The sequence below is a fragment of the Pseudomonas sp. BF-R-01 genome (assembly GCF_019946615.1).
GTDB classification, from domain to species: Bacteria; Pseudomonadota; Gammaproteobacteria; order Pseudomonadales; family Pseudomonadaceae; genus Aquipseudomonas; species Aquipseudomonas migulae.
Genome location: NZ_JAGYFX010000031.1, coordinates 44239 through 60878 on the forward strand (window position 1 = coordinate 44239; position 16640 = coordinate 60878).

16 protein-coding genes are annotated in these 16640 nt (G+C 60.1%); 6 read left to right on the forward strand and 10 right to left on the reverse strand.

What is annotated here, in order from left to right; all coding sequences use genetic code 11:
* Positions 1–90: 90 nt before the first annotated feature.
* Genes KGB27_RS14075 through gnd form a run of 3 tightly spaced genes read right to left on the reverse strand, consistent with a single transcriptional unit; the run spans position 91 to position 3421 of the window.
* Positions 91–924, reverse strand: coding sequence for an HAD family hydrolase (locus tag KGB27_RS14075; protein ID WP_223555001.1), 834 nt, complete (start codon positions 922–924; stop codon positions 91–93).
* A complete protein-coding gene (gene zwf, locus KGB27_RS14080; protein WP_223480055.1) occupies positions 921–2444 on the reverse strand; it encodes a glucose-6-phosphate dehydrogenase in 1524 nt (507 codons plus the stop codon). Before zwf ends, KGB27_RS14075 begins: the two co-directional genes overlap by 4 nt.
* Entirely contained in the window at positions 2441–3421 is a 981-nt protein-coding gene (gene gnd / locus KGB27_RS14085; RefSeq protein WP_223414242.1) for a phosphogluconate dehydrogenase (NAD(+)-dependent, decarboxylating), read from the reverse strand. Before gnd ends, zwf begins: the two co-directional genes overlap by 4 nt.
* A 272-nt stretch (positions 3422–3693) precedes the next feature.
* Here gnd and KGB27_RS14090 point away from each other — a divergent pair, with 272 nt between their 5' ends.
* From KGB27_RS14090 to KGB27_RS14105, 4 genes are all read left to right on the forward strand, one after another.
* Entirely contained in the window at positions 3694–3876 is a 183-nt protein-coding gene (locus tag KGB27_RS14090; protein WP_008029917.1) for a DUF6026 family protein, read from the forward strand.
* Positions 3877–4076: 200 nt separating this feature from the next.
* Positions 4077–5819, forward strand: coding sequence for a phosphoethanolamine transferase CptA (locus KGB27_RS14095; RefSeq protein WP_207284383.1), 1743 nt, complete (start codon positions 4077–4079; stop codon positions 5817–5819).
* Positions 5820–6021: 202 nt separating this feature from the next.
* The gene (locus KGB27_RS14100) at positions 6022–8256 is read left to right on the forward strand and encodes a TonB-dependent siderophore receptor (RefSeq protein ID WP_223555004.1); all 2235 of its coding nucleotides are present in this window, start codon (positions 6022–6024) and stop codon (positions 8254–8256) included.
* A 98-nt stretch (positions 8257–8354) separates the two neighbouring features.
* Positions 8355–8555, forward strand: coding sequence for a hypothetical protein (locus KGB27_RS14105; RefSeq protein ID WP_008040245.1), 201 nt, complete (start codon positions 8355–8357; stop codon positions 8553–8555).
* Positions 8556–8661: 106 nt separating this feature from the next.
* Here KGB27_RS14105 and KGB27_RS14110 read toward each other — a convergent pair whose 3' ends face one another.
* From KGB27_RS14110 to KGB27_RS14130, 5 genes are all read right to left on the reverse strand, one after another.
* On the reverse strand, positions 8662–9153 hold the full coding sequence (locus KGB27_RS14110; RefSeq protein WP_008040243.1) for a GNAT family N-acetyltransferase: 492 nt from the start codon (positions 9151–9153) through the stop codon (positions 8662–8664).
* 127 nt (positions 9154–9280) lie between these two features.
* Positions 9281–9862, reverse strand: a complete 582-nt coding sequence (locus tag KGB27_RS14115; RefSeq protein WP_207284385.1) for a DinB family protein — start codon at positions 9860–9862, stop codon at positions 9281–9283.
* 18 nt (positions 9863–9880) lie between these two features.
* The gene (gene zapE / locus KGB27_RS14120) at positions 9881–10999 is read right to left on the reverse strand and encodes a cell division protein ZapE (RefSeq protein WP_008040240.1); all 1119 of its coding nucleotides are present in this window, start codon (positions 10997–10999) and stop codon (positions 9881–9883) included.
* Between the two features lie 30 nt (positions 11000–11029).
* Complete coding sequence (locus tag KGB27_RS14125; RefSeq protein ID WP_008040238.1) at positions 11030–11371, reverse strand: nuclear transport factor 2 family protein; 342 nt, start codon at positions 11369–11371, stop codon at positions 11030–11032.
* A 52-nt stretch (positions 11372–11423) separates the two neighbouring features.
* A complete protein-coding gene (locus KGB27_RS14130; protein WP_008040237.1) occupies positions 11424–12140 on the reverse strand; it encodes a helix-turn-helix transcriptional regulator in 717 nt (238 codons plus the stop codon).
* Positions 12141–12331: 191 nt separating this feature from the next.
* Here KGB27_RS14130 and KGB27_RS14135 point away from each other — a divergent pair, with 191 nt between their 5' ends.
* Positions 12332–13384, forward strand: coding sequence for an aldo/keto reductase (locus tag KGB27_RS14135; RefSeq protein ID WP_223555006.1), 1053 nt, complete (start codon positions 12332–12334; stop codon positions 13382–13384).
* A gap of 107 nt (positions 13385–13491) precedes the next feature.
* On the opposite strand, the gene speB is transcribed toward KGB27_RS14135, so the two are convergent.
* Both speB and KGB27_RS14145 read right to left on the reverse strand, forming a co-directional pair.
* Complete coding sequence (gene speB / locus KGB27_RS14140) at positions 13492–14451, reverse strand: agmatinase (RefSeq protein ID WP_223555008.1); 960 nt, start codon at positions 14449–14451, stop codon at positions 13492–13494.
* Positions 14452–14472: 21 nt separating this feature from the next.
* Complete coding sequence (locus KGB27_RS14145; protein WP_008036664.1) at positions 14473–15564, reverse strand: polyamine ABC transporter substrate-binding protein; 1092 nt, start codon at positions 15562–15564, stop codon at positions 14473–14475.
* Between the two features lie 101 nt (positions 15565–15665).
* Here KGB27_RS14145 and KGB27_RS14150 point away from each other — a divergent pair, with 101 nt between their 5' ends.
* Positions 15666–16559 (forward strand): LysR family transcriptional regulator, encoded by an 894-nt coding sequence (locus KGB27_RS14150; protein WP_008029943.1) that lies wholly within the window; start codon positions 15666–15668, stop codon positions 16557–16559.
* The last annotated feature ends 81 nt before the right edge of the window (positions 16560–16640 follow it).

Below are 16640 nucleotides of genomic sequence, written 5' to 3' on the forward strand. Positions count from 1 at the left end.
GGTTTGACGCCTTCGCGGGCAAGCCTCGCTCCTACAGATTCACCGCTAACTTGTAGGAGCGAGGCTTGCCCGCGAAGAACGATAACGCGGTTAACCTGCATTGAGGATGTACCGCTCGATCGCCTGCGCTGCGCCGTCTTCGGTATTGGCCCCGGTCACTACGTCGGCCTGACGCTTCACCGCCTCCTCCGCCTGCCCCATGGCAATCGACAATCCGGCGCGATGAAACATCGCCGGGTCATTGCCGCCATCGCCCATGGCGGCGGTCTGCCCGAGCGACACGCCGAGAAACTCCGCCAGTGTCGCCAGTGCGTCCCCCTTGTTTGCCTGCATCGCGGTCACGTCGAGGTACACCGGCTGCGAGCGTGACACCTGCGCCTGGCCCTCGACCCTGGGCAGCAACTGCGCCTCAAGCTCAATCAACAACTGCGTGTTGTTGCTCGCCGCGACGATCTTGTCGATGTATTCCAGATAGGGCTCGAAACTCTCCACCACCACGGGCGGATACCCCAGGCCGTGCTGTTCCCGCGGCACCATGGGGCCATTCGAGTCTTTCACCAGCCAGTCGCCGCCGCTGAACACCCACACCTCGATGTCCGGCAGATCGGCAAACTGTGTCAACGTGGTCAACGTGGTCAGCGCGGCCGTTGCCGGCAAATAATGCGCGACCAGCAAACTGCCGTCGGGGTTTACGATGGTGCCGCCATTGAACGCCGCCGTCGGCAGATCGACGCCCAAGGCTTCGATCTGCTGCAGCATGGCTTTCGGCGGCCGGCCGGTGGCCAGGCTGAACAGCACGCCCGACTCACGCAACGAACGGACCGCATCGATGGTGCGCTGACTGAGGCTGTGATCGGGCAGCAACAATGTGCCGTCCATGTCACTGAGCAAAAAGCGGATGGGTTGTTGCGTTTCGTCACTCATCCGAGGCTATGCCAGACGCGACCATCGCGAGTCAGCAGGTCTTCTGCCGCCGCCGGCCCGTCTTCGCCCGCCGCGTAAGTCTGCACGCTCGCATCCTGCTGCCAGGCATCGAGAAACGGTTGCACGGCACGCCAGCCGTTCTCGATGTTGTCGGCGCGCTGGAACAGCGTCTGATCGCCGGTCAGGCAATCGTAGATCAGGGTTTCGTAGCCGGTGGACGGCTGCATTTCGAAGAAATCCTTGTAGGCAAAACCCAGTTCGATATTGGCCATTTTCAACGCGGGGCCGGGGCGTTTGGCCAACAGGTCGAACCACATGCCTTCGTTGGGTTGAATCTGAATCCGCAGATAAGTCGGTTGCAGCTCATCGACCTCGGTATCACGGAACTGCGCGTAAGGCGCCGGTTTGAAGCAGATGACAATCTCGGTGTCGCGCACGCTCATGCGCTTGCCAGTGCGCAGGTAGAATGGCACGCCGACCCAGCGCCAGTTGTCGATCATGACTTTGAGCGCGACATAGGTTTCGGTCGTGCTGTCGGGCGCCACATTGTTTTCCTGGCGATAACCCGCCAACGGCTTGCCGTCGATCTCGCCGGCGGCGTATTGGCCACGCACCGAATTGGCCCGTGCCTCTTCGGTGGACCAGGGACGGATCGCCCCCACCACTTTGGCTTTCTCGCCGCGAACCGCATCGGCGCCAAAGGCAGCCGGCGGTTCCATGGCCACCATCGCCAATAGCTGGAACAGGTGATTGGGCACCATGTCCCGCAGGGCGCCGGTGTGTTCATAAAAACTGCCACGGGTTTCCACGCCGACGGTTTCCGCGGCGGTGATCTGTACGTGGTCGATGTAATGGTTGTTCCAGAACGCTTCGAACAGGCTGTTGGAGAACCGGCTGATCAGAATGTTCTGCACGGTTTCCTTGCCCAGATAGTGATCGATCCGGTAGATCTGGTTTTCCGTCATGACCTTGAGCAAGCATGCGTTCAAGGCTTCGGCGGTATGCAGGTCAGAGCCGAACGGCTTTTCGATGACTACCCTTCTGAACGCTTGCGGCGTCTCTTGCAGCAAACCGGCAGCGCCGAGACGACGCACCACTTCGCTGAAGAAACGAGGCGCGGTGGCCAGGTAGAACACCGCGTTGCCGGTGCCGCTGGCGGCGATTTTCGCCGCCAGCGCCTGATACGTGCTGTCGTCCAGGAAGTCGCCCTGGACGTAGCTGATGCCTTTGGCCAGTTTGGCCCACAACGCTGGGTCAAGGGCTTGATCGCCCTTGCCGACCTTGCTTGCCACTTCGGCCCGAATGAAGTCTTCGAGCTTCTGGGCAAACGCTTCGTCGGTGATGGCGTTGTGGTCGACGCCGATGATCCGCAGTCCATCACCAAGCAGACCGTCGCGACTCAGGTTGTACAGCGCCGGCATCAGCAAGCGCTTGACCAGGTCACCGTGGGCACCGAACAGGAACAGCGTGGTCGGTGGTGCGGGTTCTGCCTTGGATTTATTGCGGATCAAACGGGTCATTTTTTCGCAGTCTCCACGTGGCCGCCGAAGCCGAAGCGCTGGGCCGAGAGAATCTTGTCGCCAAAGGTGCCTTGGCCGCGCGAGCGATAGCGGGCGAACAGCGAGTTCGACAGCACCGGCACCGGTACCGCTTGTTCCATGGCCGCTTCAATAGTCCATTGACCTTCCCCGCTGTCCGCTACGGAACCGGAGAAATTATCGAGCTGCGGATCGGCAGCCAGGGCATCGGCGGTCAGGTCGAGCAGCCACGACGAGACCACGCTGCCACGACGCCAGACTTCGGCGATGTCGCCGACGTTCAGGTTGAAGCGCTGGTCTTCCGGCAGGTTGGTGCTGGCCTTCGTCTTGAGGATGTCGAAGCCTTCGGCGAAGGCCTGCATCATTCCGTACTCGATGCCGTTGTGGATCATTTTCACGAAATGGCCGGAACCCGCGGGGCCGGCGTGGATATAACCGCGTTCGGCGCGATCGTCGTCCGACTTGCGGTCCTTGGTGCGCGGGATGTCACCCATGCCAGGCGCCAGGCTGTCGAACAGTGGATCGAGGCGTTTAACCACTTCGGCTTCGCCACCGATCATCATGCAGTAACCGCGCTCCAGGCCCCAGACGCCGCCGGAGGTGCCGACGTCGATGTAGTGCAGGCCTTTTTCCGAGAGGGTTTTTGCCCGGCGAATGTCGTCCTTATAGAAGGTGTTGCCGCCGTCGATGATGGTGTCGCCGGCTTCAAGCAAGGTGCTCAGGGTGTCGATGGTGTCTTCGGTCGGTGCGCCTGCCGGCAGCATGATCCAGACCGCTCGTGGTTTGGCCAGGCCGGCGACCAGGGCCGGCAGGTCGATGACGCCCTTGGCGCCTTCGGCGGCCAGGGTGTCGACGAAGGCGGTATTGCGGTCGTAAACAACGGTGGTATGCCCGTTGAGCATCAGGCGCCGCGCAATATTGCCGCCCATGCGGCCCAGTCCAATAATCCCGAGTTGCATGTGCTGATGCTCCCTACTACAAATAAATGTGTGTCAAAGGTTATAGCCCAACGCGACTAATGAGGGTTAGTCCAGAGCGTTGGCATGAAGTTTCCGGGCATTGTGCCCGATCCTGATTGATAACGTCGGGAATCGTGCCGAAGACACAACGACCACGAAAAATAAAAAAGTTCCCTTCCGGGACAAAAGAAATCAAAATCAGCGCCGATAGTAAATCAGCACCGATGTCGGGGCGGATTTACAGTTGAGGCAAGCCATTTGCGAGGTGAGCAATGGGCACAGTACAAGCAGCACGGCCAGCACAAACCCTTTACGTCACGATCCGTCGTGATGAATTGCGCCAGTTGAAAGACGAACGCGACCAGCTCAAACAGGAAGTCGAGCAATTGCGCCTGCTGACGCAAGGTATCCAGGCTCAGCCGATGCCTGTCACTTTGCGCGCTCCCCACGCCTGATCCCCTCGCCTGAATCGGAAGCAGCCAATCGCTGTTTCCGATACGCCATCACGATTTACCCGCACCCAGCAGCTCACAAAACTTTCACACGCCCTTGTTGATACTCCGGTCCTTTATGGCCGCCCGGTATCTGCGCGGCGCCTGTTCGTCGGCGACCTTTCCGTCCCGGCGGTGGAAGTGATTTCTGGCTGGAGCACGCAATGGCTTTGTATGAACGCAGCAATTCGACTGCGGACAAGTTTGATTGGGCAGGGTTTCTCTGGCTGTTTCTGTTCTTCTGGTATTTCTCCGGCATTACCCAACTGCTGATCCAATTGACGGGCACCTCCGGGTTCAGCGGTTTCCGCCAGGCCTTCACCATGAGCGCCATCTGGCTGGCGCCGATGCTGCTGTTTCCCCGCAAGACGCGTGTATTGGCGGCGCTGATCGGCGTGGTGCTGTGGGCCTGTTCCATGGCCAGTCTCGGTTACTTCTTCATCTATCAGCAGGAATTTTCCCAGAGCGTCATCTTCATCATGTTCGAGTCGAACATCTCTGAAGCCGGCGAGTACATGACCCAGTATTTTGCCTGGTGGATGGTGGCGGCATTTGTCGCCCACACGCTGTTCGCCTATTTCCTGTGGACCCGCTTGCGCCCGGTGTACATGCCCCGTGGTCGCGCCTTGGTCGCCGCGACCGCCATTCTGGTGGCCGTGGTGGGTTATCCGCTGGCCAAGCAGACCGTTCACACCGGCAGTTTCGCCAGTGGTTTCGAGAAGTTCGAAACCCGTATCGAACCGGCAGTGCCGTGGCAGATGGCCGTGGCCTATCACCGCTACCTCGACACCCTGGCCGACATGCAGGGCATGCTCGACAGCGCGAGCAAGATTCCACCGCTGCACAATTTCAAGGATTCGATGGCCAATCAGCCCGCCACCCTGGTGTTGGTGATCGGCGAATCCACCAACCGTCAGCGCATGAGTCTCTACGGCTACCCGCGTGAAACCACGCCGGAACTGGACAAGCTCAAGGACCAACTGGCGGTCTTCAATAACGTCATCACCCCGCGCCCTTACACCATCGAGGCATTGCAGCAGGTCCTGACGTTCGCCGACGAAGAAAACCCGGAGCTGTACCTGTCGACGCCGTCGCTGGTCAGCATGATGAAACAGGCGGGCTACAAGACTTTCTGGATCACCAACCAGCAAACCATGACCAAGCGCAACACCATGCTCACGACCTTCTCCGAGCAGGCCGACGAGCAGGTGTACCTGAACAACAACCGCAACCAGAACGCCGCCCAGTACGACGGCGACGTGATCGAGCCGTTCAACAAGGCCCTGGCCGACGCGGCGCCACGCAAGTTGATCGTCGTGCATTTGCTCGGCACACACATGAGCTATCAGTACCGCTACCCATCGACCTTCGACAAGTTCAAGGACCGCAACGGCGTTCCGGCTGGCGTGCGTGACGATCAGTTGCCGACCTACAACAGCTATGACAACGCGGTGCTGTACAACGATTTTGTGGTTTCGAGCCTGATCAAGGATTACGCCAAGACCGATCCTAACGGCTTCCTGCTGTACCTCTCCGACCACGGCGAAGACGTTTTCGACTCTGCCGGTCACAACACCCTGGGTCGCAACGAGGCCAAGCCGACGGCGCCGATGTACACCATTCCATTCATGGCCTGGGCCTCGCCGAAATGGCGCGAAAGCCATGACTGGAGCTTCGCCGGTGATCTGGGGCGGCCGTACAGCAGCTCGCACCTGATCCATACCTGGGCCGATCTGGCGGGCTTGAGCTTCGATGAACTGGATCGCAGCAAGAGCGTGGTCAGCGACAGTTTCAAGCCGCGCCCACTGCTGATCGGCAATCCTTATGAACGCGAGCAGAAAGCGCTGATCGACTTCAGCCTGATCAAACCCAAGGTGAAGCCGACCCCGGCAGTCGCTCAGCAGTAACCCTGTAGGAGCGATGCTTGCTCGCGAAGAGGTTGGCAGATTCAACATCTATGCTGGCTGGGGCAACGTCTTCGCGAGCAAGCTTCGCTCCTACAATTCACTCGGAAGATAATAATAATTCTCGTTTATTGCTAAATACCCCCGCCCTCCTTCGTCTTTGAACAAACGGAATTTTTTCATTGACGACAAGGAGTCGGCCGCGATGTTCGCGCCTATCACCCGTTCCATGACCTTTACCCTTGGGTTTTGCAGTGCCGTACTAAGCCCGGACCTGCTGGCTGAAACCGACCCGGACAAACAACCCTCCGCCCTGGTACTCGGTGCCACCAGCGTCACGGCCCAAGGCTTGGGCAGCACCACCGAAAACACCGGGTCGTACACCACCGGCGCAATGAGCACCGCCACCCGCCTGAACCTGTCGATCAAGGAGACGCCGCAATCGGTGTCCGTGATCACGCGCCAGCAAATGGACGACTTCAAACTCGACACGCTCTCCGACGCCATGCGCCAGACCACGGGCGTGGTGGTTCAGCACAACGACTCGGACCGGGTCGTCTATTCCTCCCGCGGCTACACGATCAACAATTTCCAGATCGACGGGATGCTCAACACCTTCAACTACATGAAGTCCGACTCCGACACCATCATCTATGACCGCATCGAAGTCGTGCGCGGTGCAACCGGCCTGACCACGGGCGCAGGCGACCCTTCGGCCACCATCAACATGGTGCGCAAGCGTCCGACGGCGCAGTGGGAAGCCAAAACCGGTGTCAGCGGCGGCAGTTATGACGATTACTACAGTTACGTCGATGTCGGCGGGCCGCTGGCGTTCGACGGACGCCTGCGCGGGCGCAGCGTGCTGGCCTACCGCGACAGTCATTCGGTACGCGACAAGTATCAGCTGCAACGGGAAGTCGGCTACGGGATTCTCGAAGCCGATCTGACCGACGATACGCTGCTCGCCGTGGGTTATGACTATCAGGACAAGCAGGTGCAGGGCACCTCCTGGGGAACCGTGCCCTACTGGAACGCAGACGGCAGCAAAGCCGGCCTCGGCCGCTCCACCAACATGGCCACACCCTGGAGTTCCTGGCCGCTGAAAGACAAGACCGCGTTCGCCACGCTGGATCAGCAACTGGGGATGGGCTGGCACCTCAAGGCGGCTTACACCCATCGCGAAAGCGACACCGACGGCAAGATTTACTACGGCGGTGGCGGCTTCCCCGAGGCGGATCGCAGCGGCATGATCGCCAACGTCAGCCACATGATCGGCACGCAAAAAATGAAGGCTTATGACTTCAACGTGTCCGGACCCTATTCATTGTTCGGGCGTGAGCACGAAATGATGCTCGGGTATGGCGAAGCCGAACGCAGCGACGAAAGCCCACACACCGTCGATGGCGCCCGCGCGAAGGACTACGAAAACGTACCCGACTGGAAGTACATGGGCGGCATCCCCAAATTCCCCGACACCGTCACCAGCCTGCGTGGCTCCAGCGACAACACCCGCCAAAAGGCCGGTTACCTGGCCACTCGCCTGACGTTGACCGACAATCTGCACGCCGTCCTCGGCAGCCGCTATGGCAGCTGGAAAGCGTCGAAAACGGCTAACAGTTACACCGACAATCTGCAGTTGAGCGAGTCCGAAGTTACCCGCCAGCAACACAACGACCTATGGACGCCATACGCCGGACTGCTGTACGACCTGACGCCCGAATACACGGCTTACATCAGCTACACCGATATCTTCAAGCCACAAACCAACCGCGACAGCAGCCGCAAGTACCTCGAACCGGTGGTGGGCAGCAACTATGAACTTGGCCTCAAGGGCAGCCTGCTGGAAGAGCGACTGAACCTCGCCACCGCCGTGTTCTGGAGCAAACAGGACAATGTCGCCGAACGCGACGATTCGGTGCCGCCGGACCCGGTTACCGGCGAGGAGTTCTACACCTCCAGCGGTAAGGGCAACAAGGTACAGGGGTTCGAAGCCGAGCTCTCCGGCGAGGTCATGCCGCACTGGAACATGACCGCCGGTTACACCTACACCCACTCGGTCAATGGCGAAGAAAAACGCACCAATACCAGTCAGCCGCTGAACCTGCTTCGGGTGTCGACTTCGTATCGCTTGCCTGGCGACTGGCAGGCCCTGACCGTGGGCGGTGCAGTGAACTGGCAAAGTGACGTTTACCGCGCCGCCAATCGCCCGGTCGGACGCAACGCCGCTGGCAATGTGATAACTGAACGCACAAACATCCGGCAAGGCGCGTACACCGTGGTCAACCTGATGTCACGTTACGAGTTCGACCCGCACCTGTCCGCCTCGCTCAACGTCGAGAACCTGTTCGACAAGAAGTATTACGACAACGTCGGTTTCTATAACGGTGTGTATTGGGGTGATCCGCGTACGGTGACACTGAGCCTGGACTGGAAACTCTAGGCGCAGTTAATTCCCAATCGACGAAATCGGCAGATAATGTTCTCGCGACATTGCTTCATGGATGAAAAGCACCCGATATCCGTTTTGGGAGGCGAACCATGAAATGTACACCCTTGATCGTTGCCGGCCTGATGACGTTCGTTTCGGTCAGCGCATTTGCCGAAGGTGGCGCAGAACGCATGCGCTATTACTACGAAAGCCTGCGGCTCAGCCAACAGGAGAATCAAAGCCAGCAAACCGCTGAGGTCCGGGTTCCGGACGATCAAACGGCGCAAGTGACCGAGCACTACAAGCCTTGAACCGGCGTGGAATCTCGGACCTGTAGGAGCCAGCTTGCTGGCGATGGCGTCTTCAAAATTGCCATCGCCAGCAAGCTGGCTCCTACAGAACGCGGTGCGCGGTAGGTTAAAGGGGTTTGGTCCAGAACAGCATCCGGCCGTGCTCCGGATCGAACATGCCAGCGCTGAAGCCGAATTTAGCGTAGGACGACTGCGCCACGGCATTGCCTTCCAGCACCTCCAGCGTGATTTTGCAGCAGCCGCGCTGACGGGCGATTTCCTCGACCTTTTGCAGCATCTTCTGGCTCAGGCCCAATCCGCGAAACTGTTTCACCACCACCACGTCATGCACGTTGACCAATGGCCGACAGGCAAACGTCGAAAAACCTTCAAAGCAATTGACCAGCCCTGCCGGCTCGCCCCCGACGAACGCCAGCACGCTGTACGCATGGGGACGTTTGGCGAGTTCCCTCGGAAGGTGCTCCAGCACCTCGGCCGGCAAAGAATGACCGATACCCATCGGGTCCTCGGCGTAATGATTCAACACCTGACCTATCGCCTCGGCATGCACCGGATTGGTGTAACTGGCCTGAAGCACTAGAATTTCTGCGGATTCCATTTCCATCCTCGATTGTGAGAGCGAGCCTGCTCGCGATGAGCCTGAGAGCGCCGCGTTTAAAAAGCAAGCCCGCGTTATCGTTGACGTCCATCGCGAGCAGGCTCGCTCCCACAGGGAGAATCCGCTTTCAATACCCCCAGATCAATGCTTCGGTCCACCCCAGCTCGGCGAAATCCGCCGCCCTCAGGCCCGACTCCCCGGCGCAGAAAAACTCGTCCAGTTGTGGTGGCGCAACCGACGTGCCGCTGAGCATGGCGTGTACCTGCCCGCGATGATGGATCTGATGCTCGAGCAGATGAGACAGCAGGCGCAAACGGCTGTCGTATTGCGGCGTGTCTCGGGCGATTGTCACGATTTTGCCCAGGTCGGCGTCGCGCATTTGCTCGCAGTAGGCGATCAAGCGGCGGTCAACCTGGGCCTGTTCGCGCTGCAGGTCAGCGGCAGTGGTGAACGGCTCGTCTTTGTTGAAGAACACCGTGCATTCAGGATGCGGAACATCGCCACGCAACTCCCGTTCCAGCGCATCCATGTAAAACCAGTCGCAGGTCAGGATGTGGTTGAGGGTCGCACGCAGGCTGGGGAAGAAACTGACGCGCGGCGCAGCCAGCTCCTCTGCGCTCAACTGGCTCCAGGCCTTGGCCAGTCGATGATTGGCCCAGGCGTTCTGATAAGCCATGGTCAGCAAATGGTGGGACAAGGGCTGATTCATGTTCGCGGCTCCTTGGGTTCAAGCGTCGGCGAAACGTTGCAGCTGCATTTCCTGTAGGCGACTGAGTGTGCGGCGGAACGGGAATTCCAGATAGCCTTCGGTGTAGAGCGATTCCATCGGCACCTGGGCTTCGAGGTACAGCGGCACTTTGCGGTCATAGCATTCGTCCACCAACGCGATGAAGCGCCGCACACCGTCGTCGTGCACCGACAATTGCGGCAACTCGCGATCACCCGCCACCACCCGCTCGACCCCGTCTTCGGTGCCACGGGCAATGCGGCCGGCGCGTTTTTGCGCGCTGAGGTTGGGCACGTCACTCAACAGAATAGCCCTGAAGGTGTCGCACAGGGCCATGAAATCCATGGCGGCAAAGGGTTGTTCACAGAGATCGGCGTATCGGCTCCAGAGCACGGTTTCACTGGCCTGCACCACATTCAGCGAGCGGTAACCGACCTTGATCGGTTCACTGGAGACTGACTGCCCGGCGGTCAGGGCCTTGAACACATCCTCCAACGCGCCGGGTTGCCCTGGCGCGGCGACCCAATAGCGTTGCAAACCAGCGCCGGGATGCAGGCGATGATCTTCGCCGCCATCCACCGCGATCACCTGCATGTGCTGCTTGATCGCCTCGATCGCGGGCACGAAGCGGTCGCGGTTGAAGCCATCGGCGTACAGCATGTCCGGCGGCTGATTGGACGTGCAAACCACCACCACGCCCTCCTCGAACATCACCTGAAACAAGCGCCCGAGAATGATTGCGTCGCCAATGTCGTTGACGAACAGCTCATCGAAACACAACACGCGGACTTCTTCGCTCAGCTCGCGGGCCAGGGCTTTGAGTGGATCGGCGGTGCCGGTCAGCTGAAACGAGCGTTGATGCACCCACCCCATAAAATGGTGAAAGTGCTGGCGACGGGCCGGGACCTGCAGGCTTTGGTAAAACTGATCCATCAGCCAGGTCTTGCCACGCCCAACCGGTCCCCACAGGTACACGCCCGTGACCGGCGTCTGACCTTCATGCAACGCTTCATGGCATTTTTGCAACGCCCAGACGGCATGTTCCTGGGCTTCGTCCTGGACGAAGCCCTTCTGTTCGATGGCGTGTTGCCAGGCGCTTAACGGGGAGTCGGCATTCATGCGCGGCAGTATGCCATCGTGACGCGACGTCTACAGTGAAATGTCCAGCCGGGCGATCTTGCCTTGCTCGTTCAGGCGAAACATGTAGCGCAATTCCAGCGGGCTGCCGGGAAACGTCCCGGAGATCAGGTTGTGCACCAGCACCTTGCCGGTGCGCTGTTGTACGTCGAGCACTTCGACCTTTGGCTGGTAACGCCGGGCGGTGTCTTGCATCCATTGGGCGATAGCCTGGGTGCCAATCCGGTGTTGACCTTCATCGAACACATTGGCGTCCTCAGCGAAAAAACTGGCGACCGTCGAGGTGTCGCGGGCATTGGCGGCAGCAATGTAAGCGGCGATGGCGGGCGCCAGTGCAGAGGCAGGATGGGACATGGTGACAGCTCCTTGTTGGTTGATTCTGAGGCCATGCTAGAACACGCCTGTGTCAGTTCTTGTCAGGAGTGAAGCGCCCGGCTTCATCCAGTTGCATCTGCTTGCGCCAGGTGCGCAGCAGATCGCTGCGCCGCCCCGGATAACGCTCGCCCTGCTCGCTCGCCGCCGAAATCCGGTCGGTACGAAAAGTCCGATAGGCACTACGCAACTCACACCAGGCGACGATGATCCGCACTTCATTGAGAAACCCCAGCGCCAGCGGCCAGATCAGCCGCTGACTCGGCACTTGCTGTGCGTCCGCATAGTCGATGTGCAGCTTGGCCTGATCGCGAATCGCCTGGCGAAACGCATTCAGCGGCACGGCATTTGGCGCGAAGCCATAACCGGGCGGGCCCGGCATCACCGTAGGGTTGCGCAGAGCGTCCAGCGCTTCGGGGGCTAGTACCGCAGCAATCTTGGCCAACGCATCGGCTGCCGCTTTGCTCAACACTTCATCGCCGCGCTGATCCACGTAACGCAGGCCCAGCACGATGGCTTCGGTTTCATCGGCATTGAGCATCAACGGCGGCAGGAACAAACCGCTGCGCAACACGTATCCGATCCCCGCCTCACCGTAGATCGGCGCGCCCAGTGCGGTGAGTTCCGCGATGTCGCGATAGAGCGTACGCTCGGAGATCTCAAGCTCGCTGGCGAGTGTCGCCGCCGTGACCGGACGACTTTTGCCGCGCAGCACTTGCAACAAGGTCAGTAAACGCGTGGTGCGAGACACAATCGGCAGGCTCTTTTCGGAAAGGATGTCGCAGATTAGCAGAGCCCCCTGTCAGAAAGTGGCAGTAACCACGGGCCCGTTTTGCCACTCATGAAAAAGCACCTTGACTGAATACATGACTAGCATCATCTTAAATACATGTCTTACGACATTTATATTAATCCGCAGCGTCTTCCTTCAGGAGTCATCTCATGCATTACAAAGTGTTCGGCCGAAAAACCGGCTTGCGCGTTGCGGAACTGGCGCTGGGTGCCGGTAACTTTGGTACGGGTTGGGGACATGGCGCCGAACGCGATGAAGCCAAGCGCATCTTTGATGGCTACCTGGAGGCCGGCGGTAATTTCATCGACACCGCCAATGGCTATCAGGGTGGCCAGTCGGAAGCCATGCTCAGTGAATTCATCGCCGCTGAGCGCGATCGCCTGGTCATCGCCACCAAATACACGTTGGGGACTACGCCAGCCGCAGGCATTTCCTACACCGGCAACAACCGCAAGAACATGGTCCGCGCCGTGGAAGAAAGCCTGACACGGCTCAAGACCGAGCACATCGACCTGTTCTGGGCGCACATGAGCGACGGTGTCACGCCCATGGAAGAAATCCTCCGTGGTTTTGATGATCTGGTGCGCGCCGGCAAGATTCATTATGCCGGGCTGTCGAACTTCCCGGCCTGGCGCATCGCCCGCGCCGACCTGCTGGCTGAAGTTCGCGGTTTTGCGCCGATTGCCGCCATTCAGGTCGAGTACAGCCTCGCCGAGCGCACGGCCGAACGTGAACAACTGCCGATGGCCGAAGCGTTGGGGCTGGCCGCGACCTTATGGTCGCCGCTGGGTGGCGGGTTCCTGACCGGCAAATACCGCACCAACGACGAGAACAGCCGTGCCGCCAAACTGGGCATGCTGGTACACGCCGAGAAAAGTGCCCGCGAAACCGCCCTGCTCGACACCTTGCTCGCGGTCGCGGCAGAGCTGGACGCCAGCCCGACGCACGTGGCCATTGCCTGGCTGCGGGAAAAAGCCAAACGCTCGACCACGGCGCTGATTCCGATTCTGGGTTCGCGTACGCGTGAGCAGCTGGATGCGACGTTGGGCGCGTTGGATGTGCAGTTGAGTGCCGATCAGTTGTCGCGGCTGGATGGCATCAGCGAAGTGGCGAAGGGGGTGCCGCATGAGTCCATTGCCGGTTCTTTTGCGCGATTCAGCGGGGGCGAAACCCTGGACCTGCCAATAATCCCGGTCGCCTGAAAAAGCATCGCCGGCAAGCCGGCTCCTACAAGTTTTGCGGCGTTCACACCTGTTGTGTTCGGCGCAATCCTGTAGGAGCCGGCTTGCCGGCGATGGCGTCAGCACGGTTATTGATCGACCTTATGCTTCGCCGCATACAAACACAGCATCTCCATCGCCAACGTCGCCGCCGCCAGTGAGGTAATGTCCGCACTGTCGTAGGCCGGCGCAACTTCCACCACGTCCATCCCCACCAGATTGATCCCGCGCAAGCCGCCGAGGATTTCCAGCGCCTGTACCGTGCTCAAACCGCCACACACCGGTGTGCCGGTGCCGGGTGCAAACGCCGGGTCGAGGCAATCGATGTCGAACGTCAGGTACACCGGGTTGTCGCCGACCCGTGCGCGAATCGCTTCAACAATCGCGTCCACCCCACGCCGATGCACTTGCCGCGCGTCCAGCACCTGAAAGCCCTGATGATCGTCATTGGTGGTGCGCAAACCGATCTGCACCGAGCGCGACGGGTCCACCAGACCTTCCTTGGCCGCGTGCCAGAACATCGTGCCGTGATCGACGCGCTTGCCCTCTTCATCCGGCCAGGTGTCGCTGTGCGCGTCGAAGTGAATCAACGACAGCGCCCCATGTTTACGGGCATGTGCCTTGAGCAATGGATAACTGATGAAGTGATCGCCGCCGAACGTCAACATGGCGCAACCGGCATTCAGAATGTGCTCGGCGTGGGCTTCAATGCTTTCCGGCACCGACTGCGGCGAGCCGTAATCGAAGTCGCAATCACCGTAGTCGATCACCGCCAGATGATCGAACGGGTCGAACGTCCATGGCCAATGCCGCTCCCAGGCGATCCCGGTGGCCGCCGCACGAATGCCGCGCGGTCCGAAACGCGCGCCGGGACGGTTGCTGGTGGCGGTATCGAACGGCACGCCGCTGACGGCCACATCGACACCGCGCAAGTCGCGGCTGTACCGGCGACGCATGAAACTGGTGATACCGGCGTAGGTACTTTCGGCGGCAGTCCCGTAGAGACTGTCGCGGGTCATGGCCTGATCGTTTTGCACTGGGACGTCCATCAGGTGCTCCTTCTTGTTTATTTACTGGCGGCTACGGAAAGTGGTCCACAAACGGGTGCGCTGACGCATGTCCTTGAGGCTCATGCTGCGGTCGGCGTACAACCGCTCGCGCACATCGGCGAGGGGGTAAATGTCGGGATCGCTGCGTACTGCCTCATCCACCAGCGGTGTGGCGGCCTGGTTGGCCGTGGCAAAGAACAGCGTGTTGGTCAGCGCCGCCACGGATTCGGGACGCAACATGAACTCGATAAAGGCGCGGGCGGCTTCGGGGTGCGGCGCGTCCTTGGGGATGGCCAGGTTGTCCTGCCAGACCAGCGTGCCTTCCTTGGGAATCCGGTACGCCACTTCATACGGTTTGTTGGCCTTGCGCGCCTGATCGGCGGCCATGCTCGCGTCACCGTTGTAGGTCAAGGCCAGGCAGACGCTGCCGTTGGCCAGATCGTTGATTTGCCGGCCACTGGCGACGTACAGCACATTCGGCTGCAACTGATGCAATAACGCCTCGGCGGCTGACAGATCAGACTTGTCGGTGCTGTAGGGATCTTTACCGAGGTAGTGCAGCGCCAGGCCGATCACTTCCTGCGGCGAATCGATGATCGCCACGCCGCAATCTTTCAGCTTGCTGGCGTATTCGGGTTTGAACAGCAAGTCGAGGCTGTTGAGCGGCACATCCGGCAAGCGCTTTTTCACCGCCTCCACATTCATCCCGAGCCCAAGCGTGCCCCAGGTGTACGGCACGCCGTAGCGGTTGCCGGGATCGACCGCGGCGAGTTTTTCCAGCAAATCCGGATCGAGGTTGGCGTAGCCCTTGAGGCCTTCGTGGGGAATCGCCTTCAAGGCACCCGCCGCCAATCCGCGCGCCAGCACGCTGGACGACGGCACCACCACGTCATAGCCGCTGCCGCCGGTGAGCAACTTGGTTTCCAGGACTTCCGAGGAATCGAACGTGTCGTAGCGCACGTGAATGCCGGTTTCCTGCTCGAAGCGCTGCAAGGTTTCCGGGGCCACGTAATCGGCCCAACTGTAAAGATTGACGACCTTCTCCTCGGCATGGGCCGACACGGAGGCGGCAAGGAACAGCGCGGGTAAACACAGCTTGAATAGAGGAGCCATGACGAACACCTGACCAGAGGAAGTGGCCCCAGCATGCGACGTCGGATACATTGGAAAAATACCAAGTCAGTTACCCTGACTTTATCGCGGAGTAATGTTTGATGCTCGGCCAGCTTCACGATGTGGATCTGCAATTGCTGCGCCTGTTCGTCAGCGTGGTGGAATGCGGCGGTTTCAGCGCAGCCCAGGGTGAACTGGGCCTGAGCCAGTCGAGCATCAGCCAGCAAATGGCCAGGCTTGAAACCCGGCTCGGCTATCGGCTGTGCAGTCGCGGCAAGGGTGGATTCAGGATCACCCCCAAAGGTGAACAACTGTTGACCGCGACACGCGGACTGTTCGAATCCATTGAAGCGTTCCGTCATCAATCCAATGGCGTGGCTGGTCGGCTGATCGGCGAGGTGCGCCTGGGGCTGTCCGAAGCCGTGGATCAATCGGTGCTGCAACGGGTGGCCGAGGCGATCCGGCGCTTTCGCGAACGCGATGAGTCGGTGCGTATCGAATTGATCAGCGCCATGCCTGGCGAGATGGAGCGCTTGCTGCTGCAACAACGGCTGGACCTGGCGATCGGCTATTTCTCACAGGTGCAGAGCGCGTTTGACTACCGCGAACTGTTCAGCGAAACCCAGCACTTGTATTGCGCCGCCGGCCACCCGCTGTTCACCGACGAGGCGCCGGACGATCAAGCGTTGCAGGCGTGCGACCGGGTGGATCACCCTTACCGCTTTCTGCGCAGCGACGAGCCCTTTCAGGGCAAGCGGTGCTCGGCGCGCTCGGAACAGGTCGAAGGCACCCTCGCCTTTATTTTGTCCGGCAAGCATGTCGGTTACCTGCCCAGCCACTTTGCCCGCAGTTGGGAGGACAAAGGACTGCTCAGGGCTGTGCGCCGCAGCGACATGAGTTTCGACGTGGCATTCCACCTCGCCCGCCACCGTGCGCAGGTGCCGGGGGATGCGCAGAAAGCCTTTGAAGAGGATCTGCTGGCAGCGTTCACCTAATACACCGAAAATCCCCTGTGGGAGCGGGCTTGCTCGCGAAAGCGGTGTGTCATTCAGCAGAGATATTGACTGACACACCGC

Excerpts from the sequence above, each read along its gene's own strand:
- KGB27_RS14075 (WP_223555001.1), bottom strand. The coding sequence starts at position 924 with ATGAGTGACGAAACGCAACAACCCATCCGCTTTTTGCTCAGTGACATG.
- zwf (WP_223480055.1), bottom strand. The coding sequence starts at position 2,444 with ATGACCCGTTTGATCCGCAATAAATCCAAGGCAGAACCCGCACCACCG.
- gnd (WP_223414242.1), bottom strand. The coding sequence starts at position 3,421 with ATGCAACTCGGGATTATTGGACTGGGCCGCATGGGCGGCAATATTGCG.
- KGB27_RS14090 (WP_008029917.1), top strand. The coding sequence starts at position 3,694 with ATGGGCACAGTACAAGCAGCACGGCCAGCACAAACCCTTTACGTCACG.
- KGB27_RS14095 (WP_207284383.1), top strand. The coding sequence starts at position 4,077 with ATGGCTTTGTATGAACGCAGCAATTCGACTGCGGACAAGTTTGATTGG.
- KGB27_RS14100 (WP_223555004.1), top strand. The coding sequence starts at position 6,022 with ATGTTCGCGCCTATCACCCGTTCCATGACCTTTACCCTTGGGTTTTGC.
- KGB27_RS14105 (WP_008040245.1), top strand. The coding sequence starts at position 8,355 with ATGAAATGTACACCCTTGATCGTTGCCGGCCTGATGACGTTCGTTTCG.
- KGB27_RS14110 (WP_008040243.1), bottom strand. The coding sequence starts at position 9,153 with ATGGAATCCGCAGAAATTCTAGTGCTTCAGGCCAGTTACACCAATCCG.
- KGB27_RS14115 (WP_207284385.1), bottom strand. The coding sequence starts at position 9,862 with ATGAATCAGCCCTTGTCCCACCATTTGCTGACCATGGCTTATCAGAAC.
- zapE (WP_008040240.1), bottom strand. The coding sequence starts at position 10,999 with ATGAATGCCGACTCCCCGTTAAGCGCCTGGCAACACGCCATCGAACAG.
- KGB27_RS14125 (WP_008040238.1), bottom strand. The coding sequence starts at position 11,371 with ATGTCCCATCCTGCCTCTGCACTGGCGCCCGCCATCGCCGCTTACATT.
- KGB27_RS14135 (WP_223555006.1), top strand. The coding sequence starts at position 12,332 with ATGCATTACAAAGTGTTCGGCCGAAAAACCGGCTTGCGCGTTGCGGAA.
- speB (WP_223555008.1), bottom strand. The coding sequence starts at position 14,451 with ATGGACGTCCCAGTGCAAAACGATCAGGCCATGACCCGCGACAGTCTC.
- KGB27_RS14145 (WP_008036664.1), bottom strand. The coding sequence starts at position 15,564 with ATGGCTCCTCTATTCAAGCTGTGTTTACCCGCGCTGTTCCTTGCCGCC.
- KGB27_RS14150 (WP_008029943.1), top strand. The coding sequence starts at position 15,666 with ATGCTCGGCCAGCTTCACGATGTGGATCTGCAATTGCTGCGCCTGTTC.